This is a genomic window from Mesorhizobium ciceri biovar biserrulae, assembly GCF_001618845.1.
Classification (GTDB): domain Bacteria; phylum Pseudomonadota; class Alphaproteobacteria; order Rhizobiales; family Rhizobiaceae; genus Mesorhizobium; species Mesorhizobium ciceri.
In genome coordinates this window covers 2,374,845-2,394,541 of the sequence record NZ_CP015064.1, presented here as the reverse complement: position 1 = coordinate 2,394,541, position 19,697 = coordinate 2,374,845, and the positions used below count along the sequence as shown (strand labels likewise).

Genomic DNA, 19,697 nt, shown 5'->3' with positions numbered 1-19,697 from the left:
TATGTCGGACCTTGTTACGAGGAAATGACATGAACGCGCGCGTTCTCGACGGCGAACTCATCACCAGCAGGCTCGACGATGTCAGGGCCTATGACGGCGTGCGCACGAAGCGCATCCTCGCCTTCATGATCGACTATGTCATCGTCGCGCTGCTCACCATCCCGTTTGCCATTCTGGTGTTCTTCCTCGGGCTTTTGACCCTCGGGCTTGGCTGGATGCTGTTCGGCATCCTGTTGCCGACTGTGGCCATCCTCTACATCTGGAACACGCTGGGCAGCACCGATCAGGCCACCACGGGCATGAAGATGATGGGTATCCGGCTCGACCGGCTCGACGGCAGGCCGATCGACGGCCTCACTGCGGTTGTCCATTCGGTCCTGTTCTGGGCCGGCAATGTAATCCTGTCGCCGCTTGTCCTGCTGGTGACGCTGTTTTCCGATCGCAAACGCACCTTGCACGATCTTTTGCTTGGCACGGTCGTCAGCCGCACCGACCGCTGAAACGGCCCTCTGAAGAGCAGTCGCAACCGATTGAGCACAAATGTGAAGGCGTCGAGTCGACCGCGCCCACATAATCCTGTTGAATTTTTCGCCATCCGCGCCAAAGGTAGAGCGATTCGAAGGAGTGTTTCCAAGGCTCGATGACGCAGCATCCGACCCAGTCGCCGCAGTTCTTCCTGACCGCGCCGTCGCCGTGCCCCTATCTCGACGGCCAGTTCGAGCGCAAGGTGTTCACGCATCTGGTTGGCGACAAGGCGGCGGAGATGAACGACCTCTTGACGCAAGGCGGCTTCCGGCGCTCGCAGAACATCGCCTACAGGCCGGCCTGCGAGACCTGCCGCGCCTGCGTTTCGGTACGCATCCTCGCCCAGGAATTCGTCGCCAGCCGCAACATGAAGCGCGTGCTGCAGCACAATTCCGATCTCGTCGGCTACATGCACAATGCCGAGCCCTCGACCGAACAATATTCCCTGTTCCGCAGCTACCTCGATGCCCGCCACCGCCGTGGCGGCATGTCCGACATGACGGTGCTCGACTATGCGATGATGGTCGAGGATACCCATGTCGACACCAAGGTGATCGAATATCGGCGGCGTGGACCCGACACCTTCATCACCGGCAAGGGACAGGGCGAGCTGATCGCGGTGGCGCTCACCGACAAGATGGCTGACGGCCTGTCGATGGTCTATTCCTACTTCAATCCCGATTTCGAGGAACGGTCGCTCGGCACGTTCATGATCCTCGACCACATCGCCCGCGCCAGGGCGATGGGCCTGCCCCATGTCTATCTCGGCTACTGGGTCAACGGCTCGCGCAAGATGAATTATAAGATGCGCTTCATGCCGCAGGAGCATCTCGGCCCCAAGGGCTGGGAACGCTACATCAACGAAGCGGTTTCACGCTGAGCTTTTCCAAGGTCCGCCTTTAAACTGTTTCAAGGCAGGGGATGCTGGTCTTTCAGCCGGTTGGCTGGAGAGAGTGCGCCATTGCACCGGCCGGCCGCCAGCCTGCATTTCATTGCGAAAGTTCCTGCATGTCCTCTCATCACGATCACCAGAAAGGTCTTTTGATAACCGCCATCGGCGGGCTCACGCTGACTGTCGACATACCGTTGATCCGCCTCGCCGACGGTGGCGCATGGACGATCATGCTGCTGCGCACCGGCACAACTTTCGTCGCGGCCATGGTCATCTGGTCGGTCTGGCGGGCACTCAGCCGAAACGCCCCGCCGCTGATCCCCGGCTGGTCCGGCCTGATCGTGGCGATGTGCTACGGGCTGACCGGGATCACCTTCGTCACCGCCGTCTACCACACCTCGACCGCCGACCTGGTGTTCATCCTGGCCTTCAACACCGTCTTTGCGGGCTTGCTGTCCTGGATATTCCTGCGCGAGAGGCCGCGGCTGGTGACCATCGCGGCGATGGCGATCATGATCCTCGGCGTGCTGGTCATCGTCGGCGGCTCGGTCGGCACCGGCAAGCTGTTCGGCGATTTCATGGCGCTGTGCTCGGCCTTCTTCATCGCGGTGGCCATCACCATCTCGCGCGCCAGCGGCAAGGACATGGGATTCACCTCGCTCGTTGGCGTCCTTCTGCCGCTCGCGCTGGCGGTCTTCATGGTGTCAGGCGAAGGCTTTCATGTGAACGCGCCATGGTGGATCGTCTTCAACGGCGCCATCATCATGCCGATCTCGTTCTTCTGCCTTGCCGCCGGGCCGAAATACATTTCAGGACCGGAAGTGGCGATGTTCTACCTGCTCGAAACCGTGCTGGCGCCGGTCTGGGTGTGGATGATCTTTGCCGAGGCACCGACCCGCAACAGCCTGATCGGCGGCGCAATCCTGATCGTCACGCTGACTGCGCATTCGCTGTGGCAACTGCATGAGGGCCGCAAGCGCCGAGCGACGCTCGCCGTCGCTCACCCGGCCTAGAGAGTGGACGGCAGTCGTTCCAGACCTGCAGCGCACGCAAGCGCAATCAACGCGTTGCCGTATCTGAAAAAGGCTCTGCGATTATCTGGTATTCGTCCTCGTAAACAACATATCCCAGACGGGAACTCTTCATGACCTCGACATGATGCCCATGCCGCCCAAGGAGCGCCGCGAGGTCACAAGCCCTTGCCAAATGGTCCGTTGCCGTTGGCTTGAACCAGCTTAATCCTTGGGTCGTCTGTTTCCGGTAAAAACCTTTCGATCTTGAGAGGTTGAAACGTGGCGGTACCGCAAGGTTCTGTCGAAACCAGGCGAGACTATCTTCCAGCCGATCTAACGTGTGTTGATCGATATCAGGTTGGCCTCGCAATTCGTAGGCAGCGCCAAAAAAACCTTCGCGCGCCTGCATTCCCTCAATAATTCTTGGCAGAACAAATCGCAAAAACATGCGTAGACCGACGTCAGGTGAGTCGCGCTTGGATCCCGAAGATCATGCCCGGGCCTTTTTCTCGGCGACAATTTCGATCTGCGGCGGGCTGCCTTCGATCTCGGCGACGCCATCGGGAACGACGTCTTCCGCCATTTCCACCTCGCGCAGCCATTCGCGCCAGATAGCCACCAGCAGGGCCATCAGCACCGGGCCGATGAACAGGCCGAGAAACCCCATGGTCTTGACGCCGCCGATCAGACCGAAAAAAGTCGGCAGGAAGGGCAGTTTTATCGGGCCACCGACGAGCTTGGGGCGCAGCGTCTTGTCGACGATGAACAGCTCGACCGCACCCCAGAGGAACAGTGCCAGCCCGGCCATCGGCGAGCCGCTGGCGGCGAGGTAGATCGAGACCAGCGTGAACGACAGCGGTGCGCCGCCGGGGATCAGCGCCATGACGCCGGTCAGGGCGCCAAGCGTGACCGGCGACGGCACGCCGGCCAGCCAGTAGGCGATGCCCAGCACCAGCCCTTCGCCGATGGCGATAACGGTCATGCCGGTCACGGTCGAGGAGATCGTCGCCGGCACGACGCGCGAAATCCGCTCCCATCTGGTCGGCAGGATGCGCTCGCCGAGACGGTCGACCTGGCCGGCAAAGTGCTCGCCGTCGCGATAGGCGAAGAACAGCGCGATCATCATGAACAGCAGCGTCAACAGCAGGCCGAAAGCACTGCCGCCTGCGGCCAGCACGCCACGATAGATGCTGCCGATATTAGCGCCGCTGACCAGCTGGATCAGCTCACCAATGCCGCCGGGATGGCCGAAATTGGTGGTCCACTGTTCGTTCAGCCACTCGCCCACGACAGGCATGGTGGCGATCCAGTGTGGCGTCACCGCGCCGTGGCGGTTGGTCTCGATCGCCCAGGCGACCCATTCGCGGACCTCGTTGATCGCATAGGTGCCGGCGAGCGCGATCGGGATCACCAGGAAGGCGAGGATGAACAGGATGGCGAAGGTCGCGGCGATGGTGCGGTTGCCGCCGACCGCGACAAGCAGGCGGCGGTAGAGCGGCCAGCTGGCGAAAGCGATGACGAGCGCCGCCAGCACCGGAAACAGGAAGCCGTGGAAGAAATAGACGCCGGCGGCAACGATCAGCACCAGCAGCCAGCGTGCCGCCGACAGCGGCGGGATAACGGCTGCCCTGAGCGGCGTCGACAGGCCGAAGAGGCGCTGCTGCCGTTCCGGTTTCTGGATTCTTGCTTCCTTCAAACGCCTGGCTCTCCCAAACACCCCTCCTGTCTATGCACTGATATAGTGCAGCAATCGTGACGATAGTCCAAATGAGATGGTGAAGCTGCCAATCTCCCCCCTCGTGGGGGAGGCCCGGCAGGACAGAGGGGGGTGTGAAGGATCGCGGCCTTGGATTTGGACCGTGAGCCGCAAACCAATCGAGTATCTGTGAACTCGACCGTCGGCGGGACAGCGCCCCCCTTGTATCTACACGAGAGAGATTTCGTGGGATTAGAGCGATTGAGCCAAGGTCCGGGTGGCCGCCCGGACCTTGGCTTGGCGAAGTCGCCCGTACCACCTGAGGTTACAGCCGCGGGAGAGCTTGGGATCTTCGCCTTCATCACGCACGACCGAACAGTCGCTTGGTTCCAACCGTACGCACAAGGCAGGTTACCGTGAACAGGATTATTTGTGGAGTTGATGTTTCGAAAGATTGGCTGGACGCGCATGTCTGGCCTGGCGGAGCGGCAGCGCGCTTCGCCAACGACGCGGCGGGGATCGCAGCTCTTTGGCTGTTCTGCCGCAGCCATGACGCAGCCCTTGCGGTGATGGAGGCATCGGGCGGCTATGAACGGCTGGGATTCATGCTCTTGTGGGCGCACGGCATGCCGTGCGGCGCGGTCAATGCCAAGAGCGTGCGCCGTTTCGCCGAGGCGATGGGCTATCTTGAGAAGACCGACAGGATCGACGCCGCTGTCATCGCCCACTACGGCGCAGTCAAGAACACTGTGCCGACGCCACCGCCAAGCGCCGCCCAGCAGCGGATTGCCGCGTTGGTTGGCCGGCTTTGCCAGATTGTCGGCGATGCGACCATCAACAAGCAGCGTAGAAGTGCCGCACGCGACGCCGAGGTATGCGCCAGCATCGAGGCGATGCTGGCCTTCCTCAAGCGCGAGCAACGGCGCCTGGAAGGCGAGATTGCCTCGATGATCGATGACGATCCGCTGTGGGCCAGGCTGGAGCAGGCCTTTCGTTCGCTGAAGGGCGTGGCCGGACGCACCGTCGCCCGCCTGATGGCCGAACTGCCCGAGATCGGCCTCATCTCCAACAAGGCCATCGCCAAGCTGGCAGGCCTCGCTCCCTTCGCCAACGATAGCGGCAAGCGCACCGGCAACAGGCATGTGCGCGGCGGACGCGCCGGGCCGCGTGGCATCCTCTTCATCGTCGCAGCCATCGTGGCCAAATTCGATCCCAATCTCAAAGCTTTCGCTCAACGGTTGCAACAGGCGGGAAAGCCAAAAATGCTCATCCGCATCGCACTCGCCAGAAAACTCCTCGTCATCCTCAATGCAAAAGCACGCGATGCGCGCAACGAGTTCGCGAGTGCAACTTGACACCCCAGATAGTCGCTCTCCCCGGGCATCTCCCCCTCGAGGGGGGATCGGCAGCTTCACTCGCTACCCAAATTTCCCCGTCCTCGGGAATCCCTTCGGCACCATGCGTCCGGCCGAGGCACGGGCGCCGATCCATTCAGCCAGTTCCTCGCGCGACCTTGTGAAGGTGCGGTCGGCTGAATCCTGCCAGGAGAGGCCGCTCTCCAGCGTGAACGGCTTGAGATCGAGAAGGCCGCCATCCTTGTATTTCTGCAGGCGCACGCCCTTGCCGCGGCCCATCTCCGGAATCTCTGCGAGCGCGAACACCAGCATTTTGCGATTCTCGCCGACGATGGCGAGATGGTCGCCGGTGACCGGGATGCAGCGCTTGGCTTCGTCCGGCGCCTTGACGTTCATCACCTGCTTGCCCTTGCGGGTGTTGGCAACGACCTCCTCCTCCGGCACGATAAAACCGTTGGCGTCGTGCGAGGCCAGCAGCAGCTTGCGCTTCGGATCGTGAACGAAGGCGGTGACGATGTCCTGGTCATTGTCCATATCGACGATGATGCGGATCGGCTCGCCATGGCCGCGCCCGCCAGGCAGCCGGTCGGCGCCGATGGTGTAGAACTTGCCCCCGGTGGTGAAGACCAGCACCTTGTCAGTGGTCTGCGCATGGAAGGCGAGCTTGAGGCTGTCGCCCTCTTTGAAGGTCAGCGTCGAGAGATCGGCCAGATGCCCCTTCATCGCCCTCAGCCAGCCCTTTTCCGAGACGACCACGGTGACCGGCTCGCGCTCGATCATGGCGTGGGCGATGTCGGTCAGATCATGCTCGGGCGCGTCGGCGAACTGGGTGCGGCGCTTGCCGAGCTCGGTCTCCGGACCGAACTTGTCGCGGATGTTGGTGACTTCCCACTTGATCGTCGCCCACTGCTTCTCGTTTGAAGCAAGCAGTGCCTCGATCTGCTTTTTCTCCGCGCTCAGGCCGTCGAATTCCTTGCGGATCTCGAATTCTTCAAGCTTGCGCAGAGCGCGCAGCCGCATGTTGAGGATGGCTTCGGCCTGGGTGTCGGTGAGCGACCAGCGGGCCATCATGACCTGCTTTGGCTCATCCTCCTCGCGGATGATCCTGATCACCTCGTCGATGTTGAGGTAGGCGATCAGGTAACCGGCAAGTATCTCCAACCGTCTTTCGATTTCGCCGAGGCGATGTTTCGAGCGGCGGACCAAAACCTCGCGGCGGTGCTCGAGCCACTCCTGCAGCACGCCCTTCAGCGACAGCACGTTGGGCACCTTGCCGCGCGACAGCACATTCATGTTGAGCGGGAAGCGGCTTTCGAGCTCGGTCAGCTTGAACAGCGATTCCATCAGGATGCCGGGGTCGACCGAACGGCTCTTCGGCACCAGCACGACGCGGACGTCCTCGGCGCTTTCGTCCCTGATGTCCTCGAGCAGCGGCAGCTTGCGCGCCATCAGCAGCTCGGCGATCTTCTCGATCAGCCGCGCCTTCTGCACGCCGTACGGGATTTCGGTGACAACGATGCTCCAGGTGCCCCTGCCCTGGTCCTCCTGGAACCACTTCGAGCGCACGCGAAAGCCACCGCGACCGGTTTCGTAGGCTTCGAGGATCGAGGCGCGGCTGTCGACGATGATGCCGCCGGTCGGGAAATCCGGCCCCTGGACAAAGTCCATCAGCTTCGCCACCGGCGCGTCCCGGTTTTCGATCAGGTGAAGTGCGGCATCGCAAAGCTCGGCGGCGTTGTGGGGCGGGATCGATGTCGCCATGCCCACCGCGATGCCGGACGAGCCGTTGGCCAAAAGGTTGGGAAAGGCGCCGGGCAAAACCACCGGCTCCTCGTCTTCTTCATTGTAGGTCGGCCGATAATCGACGGCATCCTCGGTGATGCCGGACAAAAGTTCGGTCGCCACATCGGTCATGCGCGCTTCGGTGTAGCGCATGGCGGCGGCGTTATCGCCATCGATGTTGCCGAAATTGCCCTGCCCGTCGACCAGGGGATAGCGCATCGAGAAATCCTGCGCCAACCGCACCAGCGCGTCATAGATCGACTGGTCGCCATGCGGGTGGAACTTGCCCATCACCTCGCCGACGATGCGGGCGCATTTGGCAAAGCCCTGGTCGGGATTGAGCCGCAGCAGGCGCATGGCGTGCATGATGCGGCGATGGACCGGCTTCAGTCCGTCGCGCACGTCGGGCAGCGCCCGGTGCATGATGGTCGACAGCGCATAGGCAAGATAACGCTCTTCCAGCGCCTTCTTCAGATCGACCGGCTCGATATGATCGCCACCGCCATTTTCAGGCGGCAAAAGCCTTTTTCCCATCGGCTGGGACTAGCCGAGCGGGTGATTCGCGGCAAGAGCCCGACGGAGATACCGGCCTTTCTGCAACATGAAACCATAACCCAGCGGATGTCGGCCAACATCAGCCTGTTACATGCGGGTTCTATGGCCAAGCGCGACGATATCCGGCTATCGGCTCTTCATGACAAATTCACCGGTTTGCGCAAAGACGGTGGGATCGGGTTTGCCTTTCACCGCGATTTTTGACCAATGTGCCGGGACACGCCTTTTTCCGGTCCAGTTCGTCACGGAATGGTGATGGCGCAAATAATTGAAAAAACAATTTCAGGACACTCTCAGGGACCTTGCGATGACAATCAAACGCTCAATTCTCAAGAAACTGGCTTTTTCGACCTTCTTGCTCACGCTGCCGCTGAATGCGGCGCTCGCACAGGATACGGCAGTGGCCGACCGGCTGAAGGCAGCGCTTGTCGCACAAGGTGTCGACATCACCTGGACCGGGGTGACCGGCGACAACACCAGCATGGTGCTGCAGGGCGTTGCCATCAAACCGGCGGCGGAGAAGGAAGCGCTTCCCATCGGCGACGTCAAACTCGAAGGCGTGACCGAGGCAAATGGCGGCTATGACATCGCCACCGTATCAACGGCTGCCTTCACACACAGCAAGGACGGCGTCACCCTCGACCTCAGCCCCTTCGTCATCCACGACATGACAGTTCCGGCCGACGGCGCCACCGGCCCGCTGGGCTCGCTGATGATGTACAAGTCCGCCGAACTCTCGAACATGACCGTCAAGGTCGCCGACAAGACCGCCTTCTCGATGGACGGGCTTGCCATCGAAATCACGCCGCCGGCGGACGGCAAGGCGATGGAATTCACCGCAACCACCGAAAAATTCAATGCCGACCTGACGCTGGTGGACGATCCCAAGTCCAAGGAAGTCATCAACGCGCTCGGCTACCAGAACATCGCGGGCAATCTCGAAATGGCCGGCACCTGGCAGCCCACGGACGGCAAGATGGAACTGTCGAAATACGACATCTCGGTCGAGAATGCCGGCACGCTCGGCATGACCTTCAATCTCGGCGGCTACACGATGGACTTCATCAAGTCGCTGCAGGAAATGCAGAAGAAGATGGCGGCACAGCCGGAAGGCGCCGACAATTCGGCGCAAGGCATGGCCATGCTCGGCCTGTTGCAGCAGCTTTCGTTCAACAGCGCCTCGATCCGCTTCGACGACGATTCGCTGACCAACAAGGTTCTGGACTATGTCGGCAAGCAGCAAGGCATGTCCGGCAAGGACATCGCCAACCAGGCCAAGGCGATCGTGCCGTTCGGCATGGCGCAGCTCAACAACCCCGAGTTGACGGCACAGGTTACGGCCGCGGTCAGCAAATTCCTCGACGATCCGAAGAGCCTCGAAATCTCGGCCGAGCCGCCGGCATCCGTGCCGTTCGCACTGATCATGGCGGGTGCCATGTCCAACCCGCTCGATCTGCCCAAGACGCTCGGTGTCACCGTCAAGGCCAACGAAGACTGATCGAAGCGATCTCGCTATGCGAAAAGCCCGGCAGCGATGCCGGGCTTTTTCTTGGGATTAGCGAATCGAAAGAATCGGTTCGGGCGGTTCTTTAAAGCATCGCCCAAAGCGCGCGATCAGGCGTCCTTCTTGGGCACGGCAACGCGCAGCGCCAGGTCGCGAAGCTGCTGCGGGCTCGCTTCCGAGGGTGCATTCATCAACAGATCATAGGCCTGCTGGTTCATCGGGAACATGGTGATCTCACGCAGGTTCTTGGCGCCGAGCAGCAGCATGACGACGCGGTCGATGCCGGCGGCCATGCCGCCATGCGGCGGTGCGCCATACTGGAAGGCACGATAGAGGCCGCCGAAGCGCTCCTCGACCGTGGCGCGGTCCAGCCCGACCGTTTCGAACGCCTTGACCATGGTTTCGGGCAGATGGTTGCGGATACCGCCTGAGGCGATCTCGAAACCGTTGCAGACCATGTCGTACTGGAACGCCTTGATGCCGAGCAGATCCTCGCCGTTCAGCGCATCGATGCCACCTTGCGGCATCGAGAACGGGTTGTGGGCGAAGTCGATTTTCTTCTCTTCCTCGTTCCACTCGAAGAACGGGAAGTCGACGATCCAGCACAGCTCGAAACGCTCGCGGTCGACAAGGTTCAGCTCCTCGCCGGCACGGGTGCGCGCAGCCCCCGCGAAGGAGACGAACTTCTTCGGGTCGCCGGCAACGAAGAAGGCGGCGTCGCCATCGGCAAGGCCGAGCTGAAGGCGGATCGCCTCGGTGCGTTCCTCGCCGATGTTCTTGGCGAGCGGACCGGCGCCTTCGAGCTTGTCACCCTCCTTGCGCCAGAAGATATAGCCGAGCCCCGGCTGGCCCTCACCCTGCGCCCAGGAATTCATGCGGTCGCAGAAGGCGCGGCTGCCGCCGGTCTTGGCGGGAATGCCCCACACTTCGGCCTTCGGGTCGTTGGCCAGGATGTTGGCGAACACCTTGAAGCCGGAATCGCGAAAATGATCGGAGACGGCCTGCATCTCGATCGGGTTGCGCAGGTCCGGCTTGTCGGAGCCGTATTTGCGCATGGCCACATCATAGGGAATGCGCTGGAAGTTCTGCGTCACCGGTTTGCCGTTGGCGAAGGTCTCGAAGACCCCGCGCACGACAGGTTCCATGGTCGACAGCACGTCGTCCTGCTCGACGAAGCTCATTTCAAGGTCGAGCTGGTAGAATTCGCCGGGCAGACGATCGGCGCGCGGGTCCTCGTCGCGGAAGCAGGGCGCGATCTGGAAATAGCGGTCGAAGCCCGACACCATGATCAGCTGCTTGTACTGCTGCGGCGCCTGCGGCAGCGCATAGAAGGTGCCGGGATGGATGCGCGACGGCACCAGGAAGTCGCGCGCGCCTTCCGGCGACGACGCGGTGAGGATCGGCGTCGAGAATTCGGTGAAGCCGACATCGCCCATGCGCTTGCGCATTTCGGCGATGATTTTTGTCCGCGCAATGATGTTCTTGTGCAGCGTCTCGCGGCGTAGATCGAGGAAGCGGTATTTCAGCCTGATATCCTCGGGATAGTCGGGCTCGCCGAACACCGGCAGCGGCAATTCCTTGGCGGCCGACAGCACCTCGATCTCGCGGGCGAAGATCTCGATCTCGCCGGTCGGCAGGTTGGCGTTGGTGGTCTCGGGCAAACGCGCCTTGACCTCGCCGTCGACGCGGATGACCCATTCGCCGCGCACGGTCTCGGCGACCTTGAAGGCCGGCGAATCCGGATCGGCGACGATCTGGGTCAGGCCGTAATTGTCGCGCAGGTCGATGAAGAGCAGGCCGCCATGATCGCGCACGCGATGCACCCAGCCCGACAGGCGAACGGTCGAGCCGACGTCGCTCTTCCTCAACTGGGCACAGGTATGGCTGCGGTAACGGTGCATTGTCATTGGTAAAGTCCGGGGTGCTGGGTTGCGGGCCGAGCATCAAGCCCGGCCTCAAAATTTGCGCGAAAAGCGCATGGGAGGCCGGATTTGTCAAGGCAAGCGGCTTCGACAGGACATCCGTTGTAAACTTGGGCGGCACAATGGATAGCGATATCCTCTACCGCTACGTTTACGGCAAATGAGATCAGGATATGCAAAACCAGAAGCTCTTTCTGACACCTCAAGAGCGCAGCCGCATCGTCAACCTGCTTGACGCGGCTCGCATAGACGATTGGGCGCGGTTCAAAGCCCTCTCCGACGGTGACTTTCCGAACGACGAATCGATGCGGGAGCAGTTCGACGGATCGCGGCTCATAATCGACTACGATCGTATCGACCCGGAACAGCAATTCGCTGTTGGCGTAGATCCCGACGGTTTCCGGCTCATCACCGGTCAGTTGCCTCCGCGCGACGATCAACGGCAACAGGTGATCATGACGATCTATAGCAAGAACCTAAACGACGGCCCGTTCATAAGCGTTTGGACCTTCCACGAAGAGTTGGACATATCCTCGCTGTAGTTTGCTGGGAATTGCTGCTGGCGTTGGCCAGGGCGATGGTCCAAGAAGGGATCACCGACACGTGATCGCCTCTTCATGTCCTCCATCCGCCCGATGATCCCGCTTCTTCTCGCCGCAGGCATCCTGCTCGGCGGCAATGGGCTGCAGAGCACGCTGATCGCGCTGCGCGGCGCGCAGGAAGGGTTTTCCGCTTCCGACATAGGCCTGATGGGCACCTTCTACTTCGCCGGCTTCCTTCTCGGCTGCCTGGCCATCACCCGCATCATGAAGGCGGTCGGCCATATCAGGGCATTTTCGGCGCTGGCGGCAATCGCCTCGGTCGGCACCTTGCTCCTGGTGCTGGTCATCGATCCGGTGATGTGGTGCGCGGTGCGTCTTGCCGGCGGCTTCTGCTTCGCCGGGCTGTTCACCATCGTCGAAAGCTGGCTGAATTCCGGCGTCAGCAATCACGATCGGGCACGCGTGCTGGCGATCTACCGGATGGTCGACATCGGTTCGGTGACATCAGCCCAGTTCCTGATCCCGATCTTCGGCGCTGGCGGTTTCGCAATTTTCGCTATCATGTCGATGATGATCACGCTGTCGCTGGTGCCGGTTTCGCTCGGCGACCGCTCCAACCCGACGCCGCCGGAGGACGTCAAGCTCGACCTAGCGCGCGTCTGGCGGATTTCGCCGCTGGGCTGCTTCGGCTGCATCGCCGTCGGCGTCACCAACAGCGCCTTTCGCACCTTGTCGCCGGTTTATGCCGAGCAGATCGGCATGTCGGTCGCCGATGTCGTCACCTTCGTCAGCGTCGGCATCTTCGGCGGCGCCATCATCCAGTATCCGCTCGGCTACCTCTCCGACCGCTGGGACCGGCGCCGGGTGCTGCTGATGACGACCTGCTGCGCGATGTTTTCGGCGCTGGCGCTGGTGTTCATCGCCGGCAGCAATCCGGCGCTCAACTTCATCTTCATCTTCATCTTCGGCTGTTTCGCCATGCCGCTCTATTCGCTGTCGGCGGCGCATTCCAACGACCGCGCCGACACCGGCGAGTTCGTGCTGATCAACGCGGCGCTGATGCTGTTCTATTCCTTCGGCGCGATCGGCGGCCCGTTCGCCGCCTCGACGGCGATGCAATATTTCGGACCGGGCGCCCTGTTTGTATTCAGCGCGGTGGTCTATGCGATCTTCATCGCCGTCATCCTCTACCGCATGCAGGCTCGGTCCGGCGTGCCGGCGGGCAGGCGCGGCCGCTTCATTGCGCTCCTGCGCACTTCGACGGTTTTCGCGCGGCTGGCCAGGAGAAACGGCGATTCCGACGGTCCGGGAACCTCATGATGGCGGTGCCAAAGCTTGACGAAAGCCCCGGCGGCTGAAATCTAGGAAGACCTTACTCCTGCCAAAAGCGATTTGATGCACGTCATCACCACCCAGAAAGAACTCGAGACCGTTCTCGCCGCTTTCGAAAAGTCGGATTTCGTCACTGTCGACACCGAGTTCATTCGAGAAACGACGTTTTGGCCGATCCTGTGCCTGATCCAGATGGCCGCTCCCGGCGTGACGGCACTGATCGATCCGCTGGCTCCCGATATCGACCTGAAGCCGTTCTTCAGGCTGATGGCCAACGAGGCGGTGGTCAAAGTCTTCCACGCCGCGCGGCAGGACATCGAAATCATCGTCCATCTCGGCGATCTGGTTCCGCATCCAGTGTTCGACACGCAGGTGGCGGCGATGGTCTGCGGCTTCGGCGACAGCGTTTCCTACGATCAGCTCGTGCAGCGCATCACCGGGGCGCGGCTCGACAAGTCGTCGCGCTTCACCGACTGGCGCCACCGGCCGCTTTCCGACAAGCAGCTCGACTATGCGCTGGCCGACGTCACCCATCTGATCGAGGTCTACCAGCACCTCAGCGCCGAACTGGAGCGGGAAAACCGCGCCCATTGGCTTAACGAGGAAATGGAGGTGCTGACCTCCCGCGAAACCTATGATCCGCATCCCGAGGACGCCTGGAAGCGGCTGAAGATGCGGCTGCGCAAGCCGCAGGAACTGGCGATCGTGCAGGGCGTTGCGGCGTGGCGCGAGCGCGAGGCGCGCGAACGCGACGTGCCGCGCGGCCGCGTGCTGAAGGACGACGCGATCTACGAGGTGGCGCAGCAGGCGCCGCGCGACGCGGCAGCCCTGGGCAAGCTGCGCACGACGCCGAAGGGCTGGGAACGCTCCTCGACGGCGACGGCGCTGCTTGGCGCGGTCAACACCGCCCTTGCCTTGCCCAAGGAGCAGATGCCGAAGCTGCCGAAGAGTTTCCAGCCGCCCGAGGGCTCGAGCGCCGCGGCGGAACTGTTGAAGGTGCTGCTGCGGATCGTCGCCGAAAAGGAAGGCGTCGCGTCCAAGGTGCTGGCCTCCAGCGACGACATCGACCGTATCGCCGCCGAGGGCGAGGACGCCGACGTACCGGCCCTGCAGGGCTGGCGGCGCGCGGTGTTCGGCGAGGCCGCGCTCAAGCTGGTGCGCGGCGAGATCGGCATCAAGTTCGACAAGCGCAAGATTGCGGTGTTCGACCTGTAGACGTCCCTCGCGGACTTTCCTTCTCCCCTTGCGGGAGACGGAAAAGGTGCCCTGCTCAAACCATGCCGAGCAGGTGTAGCGCGAACCAGATCCATCCCAGCAGGAGAATCACCGCACTGACGAAGAATGACCGGCTGCGCAGCAGCAGATTGTTGCTGGTCAGGTGAACCCAGGCGTGGAAATAGCGCGATGCGACGAAAATCCACATCAGCACCAGGGTCAGATAGTTGACGCCGTTGGTCAGGTGCAGCGTCAGGCACAGCACATAGAACAGCACCGGCAGCTCGAACTGGTTGGTGAGATTGGCGGCAACGGTGACGCTGGAGGCCGGCTCGGTCGAACGCACCTTGAACTGAGCTGGCTTCGCCTCGCCTGACCTGATTGCGCCGTATCTGCGGCGACCCAGGACGCAGTAGACGATGTAGATCAGCAGCACATGCGCCAGAACAGGCCAGAAGATCGTGGTCTGGTTCACCAAGTGTCCCCTAGCGGGCTGAGCTTTGCGCGCGGCATCAGGCCAGGCGTTTCTGGCCTGCCAGCCAGAAGGCGGCAATGACGATCACCGGGATGGCGAAAAGCGCGAATTTGGTGACGGTGAGCGCCGAAGCCAAAGACAGCGAGTCCGGATTCGCCGACAGGAAATCGGACAGAAGCCGCGCTACCGCGATGTTCTGGGCGTAGTCGGCAAGCGTGTAGGGCAGCACCAGGACCAGCGCGAAGATCGACTGCAGCTGCACCGGCTGCACGCGGAAAGCCTTCAATCGCCGGCCGGTGGCCAGGATCAGGCTGACCAGCGTCACAGACAGCAGCGCCGGGAACAACAGATCGAAGGTCAGATAGTGCCAGACGAGAATGATCTCGCCGCCGCGCCGGCCGAGTGCCGTCAGCCAGGCCATGCCTTCGTCCGGAGTGAAACCGAAAATACGCATGTCGAGTGATGGCAAGCCGCCGCTCAACTGGCGGAAGTAGAGGAATTCCATAGCCGTCATGGCGATGAAAACCACCGCCGACAGGAAACAGAGTGCGCCTGCGTGGCGCGGCAGCCGCAGGATCGTTGCCGTCAGGCTCCGCCCGAGCCCGTACTGGTCAGGCTCCGCCGGGATAGTTCGGGCTTTCGCGGGTAATCGTGACGTCATGGGCGTGGCTTTCACGAAGTCCGGCATTGGATATGCGCACAAAAGTGGCGCGCTCGCGGAAATCGGCAAGATCGCGGCCACCAACATAACCCATAGCGGCTTTCAAGCCGCCCGCAAGCTGGTGCAGCACGCCAGACACAGGTCCTTTGTAGGGAACCTGCCCTTCGATGCCTTCGGGGACCAGTTTCAGCGTGTCGCGCACCTCGGCCTGGAAGTAGCGATCGGCGGAGCCGCGGGCCATGGCGCCGACCGAGCCCATGCCGCGATAGGCCTTGAAGGAGCGGCCCTGGTGCAGATAGACCTCGCCCGGGCTTTCGTCGGTTCCGGCCAGCAGCGAGCCGATCATGGCGGCACTGGCGCCTGCGGCGAGCGCCTTGGCCAGATCGCCGGAATATTTGATGCCGCCATCGGCGATTACCGAGACGCCGGATTTGTGCGCCGTCTCGACCGCCGACATGATGGCTGAGAGCTGCGGCACGCCGACGCCGGCAACGATGCGGGTGGTGCAGATGGAACCCGGGCCGATGCCGACCTTGACGGCATCGGCGCCGGCGTCGATCAGCGCCTGCGTGCCCGCGGCGGTGGCGACATTGCCGGCCAGAATGCGGACGGAGTTGGATAGTTTTTTCGCCCGCGTGACGGCGTCGAGCACGCGTTGTGAGTGGCCGTGCGCGGTGTCGATCACCAGAAGGTCGACGCCGGCATCGATGAGGCGTTCGGCGCGCTCGAAACCGTCATCGCCGACGCTGGTGGCGGCGGCGGCGCGCAGGCGGCCCTGTGCGTCCTTGGTGGCGTGCGGGTTGAGCTGCGACTTCTCGATGTCCTTGACGGTGATCAGTCCGACGCAATTGCCCTGCCTGTCGACGACCACCAGCTTTTCGATCCTGTGCTGGTGCAGGAGGCGCTTGGCCTCGTCCTGGTCGACGTTCTCCTTGACCGTGATCAGGTTGTCACGGGTCATCAGTTCATGGACCTTCTGCGCCGGATCGGACGCAAAGCGCACGTCGCGATTGGTCAGGATGCCGATCAGCCGGCCGATCTTGTGGCCGCCGCTGCCGCCGTTCTCGACCACCGGGATGCCCGAGATCGAATAGCTGCGCATCAGGCCCAGCGCGTCGGCGAGCGTCGCGTCGGGGCCGATGGTGACGGGATTGACCACCATGCCGGATTCGAATTTCTTGACCTGCCGCACCTGCTCGGCCTGTTCGGCCGGCGAGAAATTGCGGTGGATGACGCCAATGCCGCCGGCCTGGGCCATGGCTATGGCAAGCCGCGCCTCGGTGACGGTGTCCATCGCCGCCGACAGGATCGGCACATTCAGGTCGATGTCGCCGGCGATGCGGGTGCGGACATCGGTTTCGCCAGGCATGACCTCGGAATGACCCGGCTGCAGCAGCACGTCGTCAAAGGTCAGCGCCAATGCGCCGGTGGACGTTTCGATGATTTTTGCCATGGCCAGTCCCTTGAACATAAAAACGGTGGGGGAATACAAAAAAGCGCTGGACCGGAATGGACAGCGCCGACTCGTTTCTTCCCTTTCAGGATTGGCGCTGGCTGGTACCACGTCCAAGCACCGATGAAAAGCGGATGATTTCACGCTCCCGGAAAGGTGACTTTCCGGCGAAGGGATGCCACCTGTGGTTGCCGGTCGCACAAAAGTGACAGCAAATTAATGCGACATCCCGGCGAAGGCATGATAACCGCCCGCCTCAAGGCCGACATGCAACCGGCAACGCAACATTCAAGTCTGGACGCGTTCCTTGAACCGCACCATTCCGCTCATCCTGGCGGTCGCCCTTTTCATGGAAAACATGGATTCGACCGTCATTGCGACATCGCTGCCGGCGATCGCCATCGACATCCACACCAGCCCGATCGCGCTCAAGCTGGCGCTGACCGCCTATCTGGTCTCGCTGGCGATCTTCATTCCGATCAGCGGCTGGATGGCCGATCGTTTCGGCGCCAAGAACATCTTTCGCGCCGCGATCGCTGTCTTCATCGTCGGCTCGATCGCCTGTGCGCTGTCCGGTTCGCTGCCGGCTTTCGTGGTCTCGCGCTTCCTGCAAGGCATTGGCGGCGCCATGATGACACCGGTCGGGCGGCTGGTGCTGGTGCGCGCGACACCGAAGAGCGAACTGGTCGCGGCGATGTCCTGGCTGACCGTGCCTGCACTGGTCGGGCCGTTGGTCGGCCCGCCGGTCGGCGGCTTCATCACCACCTATTTCACCTGGCACTGGATCTTCCTGATCAATGTGCCGATCGGTCTGATCGGCATCTGGCTGGCGACGCGTTTCCTGCCGAAGACCGATTCGATCGAGACGCCACCGCTCGATTTCATCGGTTTCGTGCTGAGCGGGCTGGCGGCGTCCGGTGTGGTGTTCGGCCTGTCGGTGGTCAGCCTGCCGTATCTGCCGCCAATAATCGGCGCCATCACCGTGACGGTCGGCCTGGTGTCGGGGGCGCTCTATCTGCTGCACGCGCGGCGCGCCAAAAATCCGCTGCTGGCGCTCGAACTGTTCCGCAACCAGGTGTTCCGTTCTTCGGTGCTCGGCGGATCGCTGTTTCGCATCGGCATCGGCGCGGTGCCGTTCCTGCTGCCGCTGATGTTCCAGATCGGTTTTGGGCTGACGCCGTTCCAGTCCGGCATGATCACCTTCGTCTCGGCGATCGGCGCCATCGGGATGAAGTTTGTCACCGCGCTGATCTTCCGCGTCGCCGGCTTCCGCCGCGTCCTGGTTGTCGGTTCTCTGGTCGCCGCCGCCTCGATCGCCATCAACGGCCTGTTCACACCCGACACACCCTATCTCTTGATGCTGGCCATGCTGCTCGTCGGCGGCTTCATCCGCTCGATGTTCTTCACCGGCGTCAATGCGCTCGCCTATGCCGAGGTTTCGGCTGAAGACACCAGCAAGGCGACACCGATCACGGCGGTGTTCCAGCAGTTGTCGGTCGCGCTCGGCGTGGCGCTGGCCGGCGGAATCCTGGAAGTGTCCACAAGCCTGCACGACCGATCACTGACGCTGGCGGATTTCCACACCGCGTTTTTCGTCGTCGCGGCGATTTCGGCCGCCGCGTCGCTGTCGTTCATGCGGCTGGCGCCCGATGCCGGCAACGCCATCTCCGGCCACGGCCGCCTGACCACACCCAAGACGCTGGAAACGAGCACGGCGGGGAAGTAGTTCCCTCTTGCCTTCTCCCCTGTGGGAGAAGGTGGATCGGCGCGAAAGCGCCGAGACGGATGAGGGGTGTTCCAGCGGAGTGAAACGTTGGCGCTCCCTGGAGCTCATCCGTCGCCTTCGGCGACACCTTCTCCCAGGGGAGAAGGAAGATCTCGCCCTTTGAAATCCTTGGCCAAGAGATAAAGCTCGACCGATTCATCCCGCGACGCCGGCGGCTTGACGTGATGGACCGAGCGGAAGTTCTTCTTGAGCATGGAGAGCAGTTCGTTTTCGGCGCCGCCCTGGAAGGTCTTGGCGAGGAAATGCCCGCCCGGTTTCAGGACGGAGAGCGCGAAATCGGCCGCCACCTCGCACAGATGCATGGTGCGGATATGGTCGGTCCGCTTGTGGCCGGTGGTCGGTGCCGCCATGTCGGACAACACGATATCGGGATCCCCACCCAGCGCCTCGGCCAGCTTCTGCGGCGCCTGCGGATCGAGGAAATCCATCAGCAGCACCGGTGCGCCGGGCACGGCGTCCATTTCGAGATAATCGATGCCGATGACATGCGGCTTGTCGGCCGTCGATTTCGTCCGCGCGGCGGCGACCTGGCACCAGCCGCCGGGGGCGGCACCGAGATCGATCACCTTCATGCCGGGTTTCAACAGATGATGCTTGTCGTCGATCTCGATCAGCTTATAGGCCGCGCGTGAGCGATAGCCGTCGGCCTTGGAGCGCTGGACATAGGGATCGTTGATGTGGCGCTGCAGCCAGCGGCGCGACGATTCCTTCAGCCCGCTCTTCTTCTTGATCCGCGTCTTCAGCACGCGAATGCTGGCGGATCCTGGTTTTTCCGGTTTCTTGGTCATTGCCTGATTTCTGGTCCGGGTTTTCTCGCTCGTCGAGTTGTGTTCATTTTTCGACGTCTGCGCGTTTCGTGAACGGCTTCCCCCACTCCGTCTCGGCTTCGCCGAGCCACCTCTCCCCCCTCCGGAGGGAGAGGAAGGGAGCCAGCCTGCATAAGTTCACGCCTTTCCTCTCCCCGTCGATCGGGGGAGAGGTGTCGAGCG

At 62.3% G+C, this 19,697-nt stretch carries 18 protein-coding genes; 10 read left to right on the top strand and 8 right to left on the bottom strand.

All coding sequences use genetic code 11. The features are described from left to right. Positions 1 to 29 precede the first annotated feature (29 nt). The 3 genes from A4R29_RS10835 (at position 30) to A4R29_RS10825 (ending at position 2,430) form a co-directional block, all read left to right on the top strand. On the top strand, positions 30 to 500 hold the full coding sequence (locus A4R29_RS10835) for an RDD family protein (protein ID WP_027162437.1): 471 nt from the start codon (positions 30 to 32) through the stop codon (positions 498 to 500). Between the two features lie 140 nt (positions 501 to 640). Continuing rightward, entirely contained in the window at positions 641 to 1,405 is a 765-nt protein-coding gene (locus tag A4R29_RS10830; protein WP_024504696.1) for an arginyltransferase, read from the top strand. Positions 1,406 to 1,533: 128 nt separating this feature from the next. Further along, complete coding sequence (locus tag A4R29_RS10825) at positions 1,534 to 2,430, top strand: DMT family transporter (protein ID WP_063171890.1); 897 nt, start codon at positions 1,534 to 1,536, stop codon at positions 2,428 to 2,430. Positions 2,431 to 2,476: 46 nt separating this feature from the next. Here A4R29_RS10825 and A4R29_RS10820 read toward each other — a convergent pair whose 3' ends face one another. After that, complete coding sequence (locus A4R29_RS10820) at positions 2,477 to 2,839, bottom strand: hypothetical protein (protein ID WP_244506944.1); 363 nt, start codon at positions 2,837 to 2,839, stop codon at positions 2,477 to 2,479. 81 nt (positions 2,840 to 2,920) lie between these two features. Then, positions 2,921 to 4,126, bottom strand: a complete 1,206-nt coding sequence (locus A4R29_RS10815; protein WP_013532277.1) for an AI-2E family transporter — start codon at positions 4,124 to 4,126, stop codon at positions 2,921 to 2,923. A gap of 416 nt (positions 4,127 to 4,542) precedes the next feature. Here A4R29_RS10815 and A4R29_RS10810 point away from each other — a divergent pair, with 416 nt between their 5' ends. Continuing rightward, positions 4,543 to 5,481, top strand: coding sequence for an IS110 family RNA-guided transposase (locus A4R29_RS10810; RefSeq protein ID WP_063171888.1), 939 nt, complete (start codon positions 4,543 to 4,545; stop codon positions 5,479 to 5,481). Positions 5,482 to 5,544: 63 nt separating this feature from the next. Here the strand turns inward: A4R29_RS10810 and parC are convergent, their stop codons facing one another. Continuing rightward, positions 5,545 to 7,797 (bottom strand): DNA topoisomerase IV subunit A, encoded by a 2,253-nt coding sequence (parC, locus tag A4R29_RS10805; protein WP_024504699.1) that lies wholly within the window; start codon positions 7,795 to 7,797, stop codon positions 5,545 to 5,547. On the opposite strand from parC, the gene A4R29_RS10800 reads away from it, so the two are divergent. Beyond that, positions 7,753 to 8,022 carry a hypothetical protein gene (locus tag A4R29_RS10800; protein WP_145923750.1) on the top strand — a complete coding sequence of 90 codons (270 nt, stop codon included), beginning with the start codon at positions 7,753 to 7,755 and terminating at the stop codon, positions 8,020 to 8,022. The genes parC and A4R29_RS10800 overlap by 45 nt on opposite strands. A gap of 103 nt (positions 8,023 to 8,125) precedes the next feature. After that, on the top strand, positions 8,126 to 9,316 hold the full coding sequence (locus tag A4R29_RS10795; RefSeq protein ID WP_027162441.1) for a hypothetical protein: 1,191 nt from the start codon (positions 8,126 to 8,128) through the stop codon (positions 9,314 to 9,316). Positions 9,317 to 9,432: 116 nt separating this feature from the next. Here the strand turns inward: A4R29_RS10795 and aspS are convergent, their stop codons facing one another. Next, positions 9,433 to 11,223, bottom strand: a complete 1,791-nt coding sequence (gene aspS / locus A4R29_RS10790; RefSeq protein ID WP_027162442.1) for an aspartate--tRNA ligase — start codon at positions 11,221 to 11,223, stop codon at positions 9,433 to 9,435. A gap of 194 nt (positions 11,224 to 11,417) precedes the next feature. Between aspS and A4R29_RS10780 the strand changes: the two genes are divergently transcribed. From A4R29_RS10780 to rnd, 3 genes are all read left to right on the top strand, one after another. Then, positions 11,418 to 11,786: a hypothetical protein gene (locus tag A4R29_RS10780; protein ID WP_024504702.1), complete on the top strand. Its 369-nt coding sequence runs from the start codon at positions 11,418 to 11,420 to the stop codon at positions 11,784 to 11,786. 75 nt (positions 11,787 to 11,861) lie between these two features. Beyond that, positions 11,862 to 13,106 carry an MFS transporter gene (locus A4R29_RS10775; protein WP_027162443.1) on the top strand — a complete coding sequence of 415 codons (1,245 nt, stop codon included), beginning with the start codon at positions 11,862 to 11,864 and terminating at the stop codon, positions 13,104 to 13,106. A 75-nt stretch (positions 13,107 to 13,181) separates the two neighbouring features. Further along, the gene (gene rnd, locus A4R29_RS10770) at positions 13,182 to 14,333 is read left to right on the top strand and encodes a ribonuclease D (RefSeq protein WP_013532283.1); all 1,152 of its coding nucleotides are present in this window, start codon (positions 13,182 to 13,184) and stop codon (positions 14,331 to 14,333) included. Positions 14,334 to 14,388: 55 nt separating this feature from the next. Here rnd and A4R29_RS10765 read toward each other — a convergent pair whose 3' ends face one another. From A4R29_RS10765 to guaB, 3 genes are read right to left on the bottom strand one after another with little or no spacing between them, the layout of a single operon-like run. Beyond that, positions 14,389 to 14,808 (bottom strand): MAPEG family protein, encoded by a 420-nt coding sequence (locus A4R29_RS10765; protein ID WP_027162444.1) that lies wholly within the window; start codon positions 14,806 to 14,808, stop codon positions 14,389 to 14,391. Positions 14,809 to 14,845: 37 nt separating this feature from the next. After that, positions 14,846 to 15,469: a hypothetical protein gene (locus A4R29_RS10760; protein WP_013532285.1), complete on the bottom strand. Its 624-nt coding sequence runs from the start codon at positions 15,467 to 15,469 to the stop codon at positions 14,846 to 14,848. Next, the gene (guaB, locus tag A4R29_RS10755; protein WP_013532286.1) at positions 15,420 to 16,922 is read right to left on the bottom strand and encodes an IMP dehydrogenase; all 1,503 of its coding nucleotides are present in this window, start codon (positions 16,920 to 16,922) and stop codon (positions 15,420 to 15,422) included. The genes A4R29_RS10760 and guaB overlap by 50 nt, the downstream gene beginning before the upstream one ends. 307 nt (positions 16,923 to 17,229) lie before the next feature. On the opposite strand from guaB, the gene A4R29_RS10750 reads away from it, so the two are divergent. Further along, the gene (locus tag A4R29_RS10750; protein WP_063171885.1) at positions 17,230 to 18,648 is read left to right on the top strand and encodes an MFS transporter; all 1,419 of its coding nucleotides are present in this window, start codon (positions 17,230 to 17,232) and stop codon (positions 18,646 to 18,648) included. 104 nt (positions 18,649 to 18,752) lie between these two features. On the opposite strand, the gene A4R29_RS10745 is transcribed toward A4R29_RS10750, so the two are convergent. Further along, a complete protein-coding gene (locus tag A4R29_RS10745; protein ID WP_013532288.1) occupies positions 18,753 to 19,496 on the bottom strand; it encodes an RlmE family RNA methyltransferase in 744 nt (247 codons plus the stop codon). Positions 19,497 to 19,697 lie beyond the last annotated feature (201 nt).

What these genes read in the sequence shown, in the direction of transcription:
- A4R29_RS10835 (WP_027162437.1), top strand. Translation starts at nt 30, where the DNA reads ATGAACGCGCGCGTTCTCGACGGCGAACTCATCACCAGCAGGCTCGAC.
- A4R29_RS10830 (WP_024504696.1), top strand. Translation starts at nt 641, where the DNA reads ATGACGCAGCATCCGACCCAGTCGCCGCAGTTCTTCCTGACCGCGCCG.
- A4R29_RS10825 (WP_063171890.1), top strand. Translation starts at nt 1,534, where the DNA reads ATGTCCTCTCATCACGATCACCAGAAAGGTCTTTTGATAACCGCCATC.
- A4R29_RS10820 (WP_244506944.1), bottom strand. Translation starts at nt 2,839, where the DNA reads ATGCAGGCGCGCGAAGGTTTTTTTGGCGCTGCCTACGAATTGCGAGGC.
- A4R29_RS10800 (WP_145923750.1), top strand. Translation starts at nt 7,753, where the DNA reads ATGATCGCCACCGCCATTTTCAGGCGGCAAAAGCCTTTTTCCCATCGG.
- parC (WP_024504699.1), bottom strand. Translation starts at nt 7,797, where the DNA reads ATGGGAAAAAGGCTTTTGCCGCCTGAAAATGGCGGTGGCGATCATATC.
- A4R29_RS10795 (WP_027162441.1), top strand. Translation starts at nt 8,126, where the DNA reads ATGACAATCAAACGCTCAATTCTCAAGAAACTGGCTTTTTCGACCTTC.
- aspS (WP_027162442.1), bottom strand. Translation starts at nt 11,223, where the DNA reads ATGCACCGTTACCGCAGCCATACCTGTGCCCAGTTGAGGAAGAGCGAC.
- A4R29_RS10780 (WP_024504702.1), top strand. Translation starts at nt 11,418, where the DNA reads ATGCAAAACCAGAAGCTCTTTCTGACACCTCAAGAGCGCAGCCGCATC.
- A4R29_RS10775 (WP_027162443.1), top strand. Translation starts at nt 11,862, where the DNA reads ATGTCCTCCATCCGCCCGATGATCCCGCTTCTTCTCGCCGCAGGCATC.
- rnd (WP_013532283.1), top strand. Translation starts at nt 13,182, where the DNA reads ATGCACGTCATCACCACCCAGAAAGAACTCGAGACCGTTCTCGCCGCT.
- A4R29_RS10760 (WP_013532285.1), bottom strand. Translation starts at nt 15,469, where the DNA reads ATGACGTCACGATTACCCGCGAAAGCCCGAACTATCCCGGCGGAGCCT.
- guaB (WP_013532286.1), bottom strand. Translation starts at nt 16,922, where the DNA reads ATGGCAAAAATCATCGAAACGTCCACCGGCGCATTGGCGCTGACCTTT.
- A4R29_RS10745 (WP_013532288.1), bottom strand. Translation starts at nt 19,496, where the DNA reads ATGACCAAGAAACCGGAAAAACCAGGATCCGCCAGCATTCGCGTGCTG.